This is a genomic window from Micromonospora haikouensis (genome assembly GCF_900091595.1).
GTDB lineage: Bacteria > Actinomycetota > Actinomycetes > Mycobacteriales > Micromonosporaceae > Micromonospora > Micromonospora haikouensis.
Genome location: NZ_FMCW01000029.1, coordinates 75064 through 87092, shown reverse-complemented (window position 1 = coordinate 87092; position 12029 = coordinate 75064). Strand labels below are relative to the sequence as shown.

At 73.9% G+C, this 12029-nt stretch carries 7 protein-coding genes; all 7 read left to right on the top strand.

The annotated features are described in order from the left end of the window. The first annotated feature begins 2 nt into the window (after positions 1 to 2). The 7 genes from GA0070558_RS25805 to katG all read left to right on the top strand — a co-directional run bounded on the left by GA0070558_RS25805 (position 3) and on the right by katG (position 12021). Positions 3 to 1223 (top strand): hypothetical protein, encoded by a 1221-nt coding sequence (locus GA0070558_RS25805; protein ID WP_091284436.1) that lies wholly within the window; start codon positions 3 to 5, stop codon positions 1221 to 1223. Beyond that, complete coding sequence (locus GA0070558_RS25800; protein WP_091284384.1) at positions 1220 to 3664, top strand: GTPase-associated protein 1-related protein; 2445 nt, start codon at positions 1220 to 1222, stop codon at positions 3662 to 3664. Before GA0070558_RS25805 ends, GA0070558_RS25800 begins: the two co-directional genes overlap by 4 nt. 3 nt (positions 3665 to 3667) lie before the next feature. Next, positions 3668 to 5296, top strand: coding sequence for a TRAFAC clade GTPase domain-containing protein (locus GA0070558_RS25795; protein WP_091284382.1), 1629 nt, complete (start codon positions 3668 to 3670; stop codon positions 5294 to 5296). Between the two features lie 66 nt (positions 5297 to 5362). Then, a complete protein-coding gene (locus tag GA0070558_RS33570; protein WP_176734375.1) occupies positions 5363 to 5515 on the top strand; it encodes a hypothetical protein in 153 nt (50 codons plus the stop codon). Then, positions 5512 to 8844: a CHAT domain-containing protein gene (locus GA0070558_RS34890; protein ID WP_091284380.1), complete on the top strand. Its 3333-nt coding sequence runs from the start codon at positions 5512 to 5514 to the stop codon at positions 8842 to 8844. The genes GA0070558_RS33570 and GA0070558_RS34890 overlap by 4 nt, the downstream gene beginning before the upstream one ends. Positions 8845 to 9271: 427 nt before the next feature. Beyond that, positions 9272 to 9721, top strand: a complete 450-nt coding sequence (locus GA0070558_RS25785) for a Fur family transcriptional regulator (protein ID WP_043962656.1) — start codon at positions 9272 to 9274, stop codon at positions 9719 to 9721. 23 nt (positions 9722 to 9744) lie between these two features. Continuing rightward, positions 9745 to 12021 carry a catalase/peroxidase HPI gene (gene katG / locus GA0070558_RS25780; protein ID WP_091284377.1) on the top strand — a complete coding sequence of 759 codons (2277 nt, stop codon included), beginning with the start codon at positions 9745 to 9747 and terminating at the stop codon, positions 12019 to 12021. Positions 12022 to 12029 lie beyond the last annotated feature (8 nt).

Sequence of the window (12029 nt, the reverse complement as noted above, 5' to 3'; positions counted from 1 at the left end):
TGATGCGCCGGAAGACCTCCTGCCCCTACTGCTACCACCGGATCCCCGCCAAACGGCTCTGGTACCAGTGCAACGGCCGTGGCTCGGTCAACCGCCCCGGCTGCCCGGCCGCCCGGGACGAGGCGCGGGAGACCGGGACCGGGTTCAAGGGAATCGTCCGCCCCTCCTTCCGCCCCGGCTGGCACCGGTTGCGGCCGGTCTTCCCCCGCCAGGCCAGCTGCCCGGGGTGCGGGTCGCTGACCGGCATCCGGGTCTGCCCCCGCTGCCACACCCCGCTCCCGGTCGGCTTCGACCGGTCCCACAGCCCGCTGATCGCCATGATCGGCGCGAAGAACACCGGCAAGACGGTGTATCTGACCGTGCTCGCCAACGAGCTACGCACCACGCTGCGCCGTCGTTTCCACGCCGACGTGCGGTTCACCGGTGACGCCCAGGGCGGCGCCGAGTCCCCGCTGCGCTGGCTGGAGAGGAACGTCAACCGGGTCTACCAGCGGGGGCAGTTGTTCGCGCAGACCGCCTCGGCGGGCAGCGCCGGCCGGCAGGAGGCGTTGGTCTTCGAGTGGCGGCAGGCCGGCCGGCGGACCCTGACCGGGCTGCGCTTCCGCACCACCTACCTTTCCTTCTACGACACCGCCGGTGAGGACCTCAGCAGCCAGGGCCGGTCCCGGGACCTGAGGTACCTCGACGCCGCCGACGCGCTGATCGTGCTCCTGGACCCGTTCACCCTGCCGCAGGCGGCAGACCGGATCGTCGCGCCCGACGACGACAAGGAAGGGACGCGGGAATCGGCCAAGACCGTGCTCGGCAACGTGACCGACACGCTGCGGGAGAGCCGGAGCATCCCCGGCGACAAGCCGATCCGACTGCCGGTGGCGGTGGCGTTCGCCAAGATCGACGCGTTCTTCGACGCGCTCGGCAGCGACAACCCGCTCTTCGAGGTGCCCGACGAGTCCACCGCCCACTATGACGAGACCGCCGGCCGGGACACCCACGAACAGGTCCGGGCGCTGCTGCACGAGTTCGGCGGGGACGAGATCGACAGCCACCTGAGCACCAACTACACCAACTTCCGCTACTTCGTGGTCTCGGCGCTGGGCGCACCACCGGACTACGCCAACCAGAAGGTGGACCCGGGCGGGGTGCGCCCCTTCCGGGTGGCCGAGCCGCTGCTGTGGCTGCTGAGCCGCTTCGGCGTGGTCCGTGGTGAAACGAGGCGTCGATGACCCCCGACCGTCCGCCGCCGGAGAGCGGCTTCGAGGCCCTCGTCTACACCGACTGCCGTCCCGGCCAGGGGTTGCAGGGCACCGCCGGACTCCAGTTCCAGGCCCGCTCCGCCGGGGCCGACCAGCAGGACATGGCCCTGGTCGAGGGGAACCTGCTCTACGAGGCCCCGACGAACTGGATGGGGGAACGCCGCCCCGCCGACCGGTACCCGTCGTCCCTGTCCCACGTGCACGACGGCCACCGCTACGCCACGGCGGCCGGGTGCTATCTCGGCCGGGAGGCCAACGGAAACCGGGAGGGCAACCAGCTCACCCACGCCCTGCTCACCACCGACCCGGACGCCTACGGGCCGGTGCGTCCCGCCCAACTGTTCGGCGCCTCCTGCTGGACCCGGCAGCCGGCCCCCACCACGAGCTGCCCGCCGCCCGGCGAGGAATGGGAGCCGGGGCCGCTGGACGTCGCCCGGGTCCGGGACCTGGTCCGCGCCACCCCCGGCGGGCGCGACCTGCTCGCCGACCTGGTCACCGTGCTGAGCCGGCTCGACCGACCCGACGCCGTCCGGGTGCTCTTCGTCTGCCCCGACCCGGCGCTGGTGCTGGGCTGGATCACGGCCGCCACCCTGCTGCTGCCACAGCGGGTGGCGCTGACGATCGGCTTCAAGGTCTTCACCACCAGGCCGATGCACGCCAACCAGCCGGTGCTCGCCGTGCATCCGGAGTGGGAGACCCCCCACCCCGCCGTCGACAACGACCAGGGCTTCGTGGTGGTGGACCTGACCCGCGACATGCGTACCCCGGTCGAGGCGACTCCGACGGCCCGCCGCTGGGCCGAGCTCTTCCTCACCGCGGACCCGTACGACGTGGTCGACGCCGTCGAGGTCGCCGCCGACTCCGGGCTGCCGCCGGAGCAGGCCGCCGCGGTGGCCGTCGTGGCGGTGCTGGGACAACCCCCGACCCCGCAGGAGGCCGAACCGCTGGTCCGCTGGCTGCGCGGCGGCCCGACCCGGCAGGTACGCGACCACGGCGGCCCGGTGCTGGACACCCTGGTCGCCGAGGTGACCCGCTGGCCGGCGGAGACGCTGGCCCTGCTCGACGAGATCGCCCACACCGGCAACCGGGCCGACCCGGGCAGCCCGTTGTGGACCGCCGACCGGGTCGCCGCCGTCCGGCAGGCCCTGATCGCCGCCGAGCTGCGCCGGGCCGTCGACACCGGGCAGGTGCCCAAGGGGCAGCTCGATCCGCTGCCGCCGCGGATCTGGACCGGCGCGCACCAGCACACGGGGCAGCGACGGCTGACCGAGGAGCTGGGCCGGGCCGAACCGGCGGCCTTCGAGGCGCTGTTGCGCGCCGCCCGCCGCTGCGGCCTCGCGGTGCCGCTGCCGGCCGTACGCCCGGCGGCCCACGCCTTCGCCGTCGACTGGGCCGAGCACCCCGAGCACGGGTACGACCCGGGCGACTGGCCGGACGGGGAGGCCCTGGTCGACCTCCGCAACGACGTGTTGCGCGAGCGGGTGCGGCGCGACCCGGACCAGGCCGACGCGATCGCCGACGCCTGGTGGCGGGTGCTGGAGCCCGGCCTGACGGCGATCGACAGCCGGCTGGACGAGGCGGTGGTGGCCGCCGCCGTCCGGCACCTGCCGGTGGCGCAGCGGCACGAGCTGGTCGACCACTTCCTCCTCGGCGCGGCGCAGCGGGGGCGGCCGGACACCGTCGAACGGCTGGCCCGGATCCTGTTCCGGCGGGCGACAGCGGACCCGCACGAGCTGGGGCTGCTGGCCCGGAAGGCGCCGCCGGGCACCGTGCTGCCGGCCGAGGCGGTCGCCGGGCTGCGCGAGACCCTGCTGACCGCCCAACGACTGCCGACCGAGGACCTGGCGCTGGGGCAGCGGCTGCTGCGCCAGGGGCTGTTGCCGCCGGATCCGGAGCTGGTCGAGCTGCTGACGGCCGACCAGGCCGTCGAGGAACTGGCAACCGCCCTGACCCGGGCGCGGAGAGCCGACGGGCGGTTGCGGTCCCGACTGACCGCGTTGCCCCGCGCCGTGGTCCGTGCCCACGACACCGAGCTGCTCTCCGCGTTGCTGGTGAACCGCCACCCGGCCGGGGTGCTGGAGCACCTGACGGCGCTGCCGGAGCTGACCGCGGCCTACGCGCAGCGCCTGCCCGCCCTGGTCCGCCGGCCCGGGGAGCCGTGGCACGTGGCGGTCGCCTTCGCCCTGGCCGTCGACCCCGGCGCGCCGCCCGAGCTGGAGCCGGACCTCCGTAGCGAGCTGGCCCGGGGCGTCCGGCGCTGGCTGGGCAGGGCCGAGGAGCGGCCGCTGGCCGCCGCCGAAGAACTCGTGACGGGGCTGCGCCGCCCCCGGCTGACCAGCCGGTGGCAGCAAGTGGTCACCGACGCCCGCAAACCGGGCCTGCTGTCCCGACTCTGGCAACGGAAAGGGTGACCGATGGGCTACTACTACGACCCCTACGACCCCTTCTACCGCCGTCCGCTCCTCGACGGGGAGACCGTGAAGTGGTTGCTCGTCCTCGCGGCGGTCGGCGTCTATCTCTTCTTCTGCCTCCCCTTGCTCTTCCTCGCGCTGTTCCAGTTCACCGCCGTGGCCGTGCCCGTGCTGATGGCCGGCGGGGCCGGCTGGGCGATCATCCGCACGATCATGTTGCTCGCGGGACGACGCCCGGTACCGCTCTTCACCCCGGACCGGGAGGCGGCCCGCTCCGCCCGGCGTCGGCAGCGCAGGCCGTACCTCACCGTCGACCCGGCCTGGCCCAGCTACTGGGTCGGCCAGGTGTTCATCGACCAGTGGGAGGCGATCCGCTGGGTCGTGCGGGACCTGCTGCCGCTGATGCGCTTCACCGGGCGACGCCTCGACGTCAGCAACCGCAAGAAGCTGCTGCTGCTCTGGCCCCTCTTCGCGATCTTCGGCGCGATCGGGATCGGGGTCGGCATGGCGCTCGGGGTGGTGCTGGCGGTGGCGGCCAACCTGCTCGCCACCGTGGTGATGCTGCTGCTCGGCGTGGTGACCACCGGGCTGCTGCGGCTCTACGAGCGGCTTCGGCAGCTTCGGCTGCGCGCCGCCGCGAGTTGCCCGGCCTGCTACCACGTCTCCCGGCTGCCGGCCTACCGCTGCCCCGGCGCGCACCCGCAGGGCGGCGACCTGCACCGGGCGCTGCGCCCCGGCCGGCTCGGCCTGCTCCGGCGCACCTGCGCCTGTGGCGCCGCGCTGCCGGTCACCCGGGGGCGGGCCAGCCAGCAACTGACGGCCCTGTGCCAGCTCTGCGGCCATCCGCTGCACCGGGGGGCGGCGGCGGTCACCGACGTCCGGATCCCGGTCTTCGGCGCCACCTCCTCGGGCAAGACCCAACTGTTGACGAGCACCCTGGTCGGGCTCACCGCGCTCTCCGGCACCCGGGACACCGTGGTCGAACTGGCCGACCGCGACAGCGAGCGGACCTACCGGCAGAGCGTCCAGATCGTCGAGGGGACCGCCGCGATGCGCAAGACCCCCGCCGACTGGGCGCCCTTCGCCACCACCCTGCTCCTGCGGCACCGGGGACGGGACGCGCTGCTGCATCTCTTCGACGCGGCGGGCGAGAACCTGACCGACCCGAACCGCAACGCCGGGTACGGATACCTGGACTTCGCCCGCACGCTGGTCTTCGTCCTCGACCCGTTCGCCATCCCGGAGGTCGGCGAGCAACTGTCCTCCTTCCCGGAGATCGAGCGGCAGGCCAACGCGTCGCGGCACGATGCCGAGGACTCCTACAACGGCACGGTCAACCGGCTGCGCCGCTACGGGGTGGCCACCGAGCAGCAGCGGATCGCGTTCGTGCTCACCAAGGGCGACCTGTTGGCCAAGCTGCCGGTCGGCGCCAGCATCGAACCGGGCTACGACGACCCGGCCGCGGTGCGCCGCTGGCTGGTCGACCGGCAGATGGAGAACCTGCTGCTCACCGCCGAACGCGACTTCGCCGAGGTCCGCTACTTCTGCGTGAATGCGAAGGACACCGGCCGGCAGGGAGCACTGGCCCCGATCGGCTGGCTGCTGCGCCGGGAACGGATCGCGCTGACCTGACGGTAACCATCGCGGGCCCGGCCCCTGTCGACCAAGGGCCGGTCCGCATCGACCACAGGAGCTGACATGTCCACCGAACCGATCCCACCCGGCTACCGCAGCGGCCGGGCAGTGCTCATCGTCGTCCAGGTCCTCACCCTGCTCGCCCTGGTGGCGCTCACCGTCTGGCTCGCCGTCGAGGTGGTGCAGTCCGCCGACGGCTCGACGGGCACGCCGTGACCGGCCCGGCTCGGGCCGGGCCCACCCTCCTGGCCGACGTGGTCGAGCTGTTCCACCGCTACGTCGACCTGGCCGACGGCGACGCCACCGAGGCCGCAGCGCTCCGCGCGGAGCTGCTCGGACACCGCAGCGCCTGCGCCGCGCTCCCTGCTGGACCCGAGCGGGACATGGTCGCCCTCCACCTCGGGCTCGCCCTGGTCGAGGGCGAACCCGAGGCGGCGGACCTGCGCTCGGCGGTGGAGCTGCTGGCCGGCCCGGTCTGGTCCCTGCCACCGGAGCCGGTGGTCGCCCTCGGCGCCGCGCGGCTGGCCTGGGCGCTGGTGCTGATCGGCGCTCGGCCGCAGGGCCCCACGCTGCTGGCTGCGGTCGACCGGGCCGTGACGCTGATCGAGCCGGCCGAACGGTTGTGGTTCGCCGGGGCGCTGGCCCAGCTCTGCGGCGAACGGCACAGCCAGACGGGCCGGCCGGAGCTGCGGGAGGCGGGCATCCGGCTGGCCGAGGCCGGGCTGGCCGAGGCCGCCGAGGCCGAGCCGCAGGCCGTGTTGGACATGCACGCCCGGCGGCTGAGCCTCATGCTGGCGGGCCCGGACGGGCAGACGGTGGTGGGGTCCCGGCCGGCCGCGGTCACCGAGGCGTACCAGGCGTGGCGGGCGGCCGAGCCGTCCGATCCGCGCGACTGGCTGGCCGCCGTGCTGGCGCTGGCGGCCTTCCCGTTCTGGGTGCAGCGGCGTCCACTGTTCGCGCCGTCGGTCTGGCGGCAGCTCCACGAGCAGGGCCGGCGGGCGAAGGACCTGCCGGCGAACGTCCGGCTCGGCCTGGCGGTGGGGCAGCGGTTGCTCGACGCGCTGGGCGTCGTCCCGGGCGAGGCTGATCCGTACGCCGGCGCGGACGATCTGGACCGGCTGCTGCGGGCCGGCGTCACCGACGAAGCCGGCGAACTCGGGCGGGAGGTCTCCCGCCTGGCCGGGAAACTGCTGCCGGTTCTGGTCCTTCTGGACGCCCACCGCTCCGGTGACCTGGCGGCCCTGCACAGGGCCGAGGCGGCGCTGGCCGACAGCGCCGACCCGTTCGTCGGTCGACTGGGCGCCATGATGACGGACCTGCGCCGAGCCGGCCAGAGCCCCGAACTGGAACGCCGGCTTCTGGACGACGCCCGGCGGATGGCCGAGCAGAATCCCGCCGACGAGCAGAGCCGGCTGCTGGTCGACATGATCGAGTCGTTTCTCGGGGGCCGGGGCGCGCCGGCCCGCCCCGCTCCGGGACCGGGCGGGCCGGCGGCCCACCGCGGCGCGACCCGGCCGGCCGGACCCGCGGCGGCCACCGGCCCGGACCCGGTGCTCGACGTGCCGGCTCTCGGCCAGGCGATGGTCCTGTCATCGGTGGCCGGCCGCTGGAGGGCCAACCGGGGCGATCCCGCCGTGTTGCGGCAGTCGGCTGTCGAGGTGGAGCGGCTGCTCGGCGATCCCTCCGCCGGCACCATGGTGATCGAACCGGCCGTGGAGCTTCTCGCCGAGATACGGCTGGACCTCGCCCGGCTCACCCGACGTCGCGCCGACGCCGCCGAAGCGGTGCGCCAGGGCGAGCGGGCGCTCGGCGTCATCGGCGGCCCCTACGCCGCCCGCTGGCCCGGTGCCGTCCGGCGGCTGGCCGAGGCGCTCCGCCTGCGTTCCGGGGGTTTCGGCGCGGACCAACGTCGGGCCCGGGAACTGGGACTGGCCGTGCTGCGCGGGTACGCCTGGCAGACCCTGTTGCAGTCGCGTACCGAGCACGCCGTCACCGCCGCGGCGCGAGCCGCCGCGGAGGCGGTGTACACGGCGGCGCAGTGCGTCCACGACGGCGCCCTCGACGACGCGGTCCGGGCCCTGGACGCCGGGCGGGGTCTGGTGCTCTACGCCAGTACCGCCGCGCGGTCGGTGCCGGCGATGCTGCGGGCGGCCGGCCGGAGCGACCTGGCCCGGCGATGGGGCGAGGCGGACCCGACAGCCGCTGTCGTGGGGGCGGGCGCGCTTAACGCGGGGATCGTTCCGGACGACCTGCGGCACCAGGTGCTACGGGTGTTGACCGGCATCGAGCCGGGCCAGCAGCCGGGAGGGAGCGAGGCTGTGGCCAGGTCCCGCCCGCCGGGCGTCCCGACCGGGGCCGCCGTGGCCCTGCTCGATCCGCCGTCCCTGGCGGAGATCCGCGCCGCGCTGCGTGCGCAGCGGCTCGACCTGCTGGCCTACCTCGTCCCCGGACCGGGCCGGCAGGGCGGGCTGCTGGTGCTGGTGCCGGCGGAAGGCGCGGTCACGGTGCTGCGCAGCGCTGAGCTGGGCAGCGGGGCCGGGGAACTGCGGGACTATCTGCGGGCACTGCGCGAACGCCAGAACGCGCCGGAGGAGCGAAGCGCCGAGGCGGCCGTCCGCTGGCGGGACCACCTGGAGTCGCTCTGCGACTGGGCGTGGCGGGCCGCCATGGACCCGCTGATGGGACACCTGCGCCGGCAGCGGGGCGGACCGGTGCCCCGGATCGGTCTGGTGCCGATGGGCCCGCTCGGGGTGGTGCCCTGGCACGCCGCCCGCCGCTTCGACCGGGGCGTGCCGCACTACGTGGTGCAGGATCTGGAGATCTCCTACGTCCCCTCTGCCCGCCTGCTGTGCCAGGGCGCGGAGCCGGTCGCCGGTGGTCACCACCGTCGGCTCCCCGATGCCCTGATGATCGGCGAACCGGGTGGAGACCAGGGCGTCGGCCGGGAGGCGAGGGCGGTCCGGGACGCCTTCTACCCGGGCCTGCCGCTGCACGTGGGGCCGAACGCTTCCGTCGCCCGCCTGCGGGACTGGCTGGTCCGACCGGCGGGCGGGCGGCGGCTGCTGCACCTGGGCTGTCACGGCACGGTCGAGGTGGAACGGCCGTGGGAGTCGCGGCTCCAGTTGGCCGACGGCGAGCACCTCACCGCGGGACAACTGCTCGATCTGGGCCGGGACCGGGCGGCCCTGGTCGACCTGGTGCTGCTCGCCGCCTGCGAGACCGGCCTCACCGGCGCCGACTACGACGAGGCGTTCAGCCTGGCCACCGCCTTCCTGGTGGCCGGCGCACGGTCGGTGGTCGGCAGCCTCTGGGCCGTCTACGACGACGCCACATCGCTCGCCATGTTCATGGTCCATCACTTCCTCCGCGACCGGGGACTACCCCCGGCCGCCGCGCTGCGGGCCACTCAGCTGTGGATGCTGGACCCTGACCGTCTCGCCCCCAGCACCATGCCCCCGAAGCTGCGCGAGCTGAGCATGCGACCGCGCTGGGCCAAGCCGTTCGCCTGGTCGGGGTTCATCCACCTGGGCGCGACGTCGGGCTGAGCCGGCACACCGGACCCGGCCGGCGCGGGACAGCTCCGCGACCGGGGCGGTCGGCGCGGTCTGCGGGCGGAGGCCCCGGGGTGCCCGGCGCGCCGGCCACCGGGAGCGGCCCGGAAGCGGAACCGCAGCATGGCGTGCCTTTCGCGGGAGGCCGGGCGTCGGATCGGTGCTGCCGGATCCGATCTACCTGGACGACATCGGGCTCCTGGTCGGGGTGCTCGTCTACGTCCGGCACCTGGCCAACCAACACGGCATCGGCGGTGGGTGAGCTGGGGCCCCGACAGCCACGACGGTGTCCCCGCAGCGGCGACGCCGCCGGGGGCGTCGAGGCGGAGCGGGTGGCCGGCGGATGGATCTGCGGCGAAATATGCGGGTTGAGTCGACGGAAAACTTGATTGATTCCAGAAGAGTGGGCTAGGTTCGGGGGGTGACGCCCGACTTCGAGACCCAGCTTCGGGCGGTCTCGTTGCGCGTGACCCGGCCCCGGTTGGCGGTGCTCGCCGCGCTGCGCGACCACCCGCACGTCGACACCGACACGGTGATCGCCCTGGTCCGGGCCGACCAGCCCACGGTCTCCCACCAGGCGGTCTACGACGTGCTCCGGGCGCTCACCGACGCCGGCCTGGTGCGGCGCATCCAGCCCGCCGGCGCGACCGCCCGGTACGAGTGCCGGGTGGGGGACAACCACCACCATGTCGTGTGCCGCTCCTGCGGCGCGATCGCCGACGTCGACTGCGCCGTCGGCCATGCACCCTGCCTCACCGCCTCCGACGATCACGGTTTCGACGTCGACGAGGCAGAGGTCGTCTACTGGGGCACCTGCCCCGGCTGCGCGACCGCACGCACCGCCCAGCCAACCCAACGCACCGCCCAGTGACCAGCCAGTCCGGAAGGAAACCGATGAGCGACACCCAGGACAACGCGCCCGTCAGCGCCCAGGGCGTGGACAAGAAGGAGGCGGCCGGCTGCCCGGTCGCGCACGACTCCGTCACCGCGCAGGGCAGCGAGAGCGAGAACCCGGCGATCGACTCGCCGACGCCGAAGACGGGCGGTCGTCCCCGCACCAACCGCGACTGGTGGCCCAACCAGCTCGACCTGTCGGTCCTGCACGCCCAGTCGCCCAAGGGCAACCCGCTGGGGGCCGACTTCAGCTACGCCCAGGAGTTCGCCAAGCTCGACGTCGAGGCCCTCAAGCGGGACATCGTCGAGACCCTCACCACCTCGCAGGACTGGTGGCCGGCCGACTTCGGCCACTACGGCGGCCTGATGATCCGGATGAGCTGGCACGCGGCGGGCACCTACCGCATCGAGGACGGCCGTGGCGGCGCCGGCGACGGCGGCCAGCGGTTCGCCCCGCTCAACAGCTGGCCGGACAACGCCAACCTCGACAAGGCCCGCCGGCTGCTCTGGCCGGTCAAGCAGAAGTACGGCCAGAAGATCTCGTGGGCCGACCTGCTCGTGCTCGCCGGCAACGTGGCCCTGGAGTCGATGGGCTTCAAGACCTTCGGCTTCGGCTTCGGCCGCGAGGACGTGTGGGAGCCCGAGGAGATCTTCTGGGGCCCGGAGGACACCTGGCTCGGTGACGCGCGCTACGCCTCCGAGAAGGAGATGACGCCCGGCGTCGGCGCGACCGAGATGGGCCTCATCTACGTCAACCCGGAGGGCCCCCGCGGCAACGCGGACCCGGCCGCGGCGGCGCACTTCATCCGCGAGACCTTCCGCCGGATGGCGATGGACGACGAGGAGACCGTCGCCCTCATCGCCGGCGGCCACACCTTCGGCAAGACGCACGGCGCGGGCGTCGCCGACGACCACGTGGGCCCCGAGCCGGAGGGCGCCCCGCTGGAGGCGCAGGGCCTGGGCTGGCTGAGCACCCACGGCAGCGGCAAGGGCGGCGACACGATCACCAGCGGCCTCGAGGTGACGTGGACCGACAAGCCGACGCAGTGGAGCAACCGGTTCTTCGAGATCCTCTTCGGCTACGAGTGGGAGCTGACCACCAGCCCCGGCGGGGCGAAGCAGTGGGTCGCGAAGGATGCCGAGGCGATCATCCCGGACGCCCACGACCCGGCGAAGAAGCACAAGCCGACGATGCTGACGACCGACCTGTCGCTGCGCGTCGACCCGGCGTACGAGAAGATCTCGCGCCGCTTCCTGGAGCACCCCGACGAGTTCGCGCTGGCCTTCGCCAAGGCGTGGTACAAGCTGCTCCACCGCGACATGGGCCCGGTCAGCCGCTTCCTCGGCCCGTGGGTGCCGGAGGCCCAGCTCTGGCAGGACCCGGTTCCGGCCGTCGACTACGACGTCGTGAGCGACGCCGACGTGGCCGCCCTGAAGGCGAAGGTCCTGGCCTCCGGCCTCACCACCGCCCAGCTCGTCTCCACCGCCTGGGCGTCGGCCGCGAGCTTCCGCTCCACCGACAAGCGCGGCGGCGCCAACGGCGCGCGGATCCGCCTCGAACCGCAGCGCAGCTGGGAGGTCAACCAGCCCGAGCAGCTCGCGACGGTCCTGGCGACCCTGGAGGGCATCCAGCAGGAGTTCAACGCCGCCGGTGGCGCGAAGATCTCGCTGGCCGACCTGATCGTGCTGGCCGGCTCGGCCGCCGTCGAGAAGGCGGCGCGCGACGCCGGCGTCGAGGTGACCGTGCCGTTCCGGCCGGGCCGCACCGACGCCTCGCAGGAGCAGACCGACGTCGAGTCGTTCCGGGTCATGGAGCCGCGCGCCGACGGGTTCCGCAACTACCTGCGCCCCGGCGAGAAGACCCAGCCGGAGGTGCTGCTCGTCGACCGCGCCTACATGCTCGACCTGACCGCGCCGGAGATGACCGTCCTCGTCGGCGGCCTGCGCGCCCTCGGCAACAACGTCGGCGGCACCGCGCACGGCGTGCTCACCGACCGGCCGGGCGTGCTCACCAACGACTTCTTCACCAACCTGCTCTCCCCGGGCACCCGGTGGAAGGCGTCGGAGTCCGAGGAGCACGTCTACGAGATCCGGGACCTGGCCACCGACCAGGTGAAGTGGACCGCCACGGCGGTCGACCTCATCTTCGGCTCCAACTCCCAGCTGCGGGCCCTCGCGGAGGTCTACGCCAGCGAGGACGCGCGCGAGAAGTTCGTCGCCGACTTCGTCGCGGCCTGGACCAAGGTCATGGAGCTCGACCGGTTCGACCTGGCCTGATCCGCCGC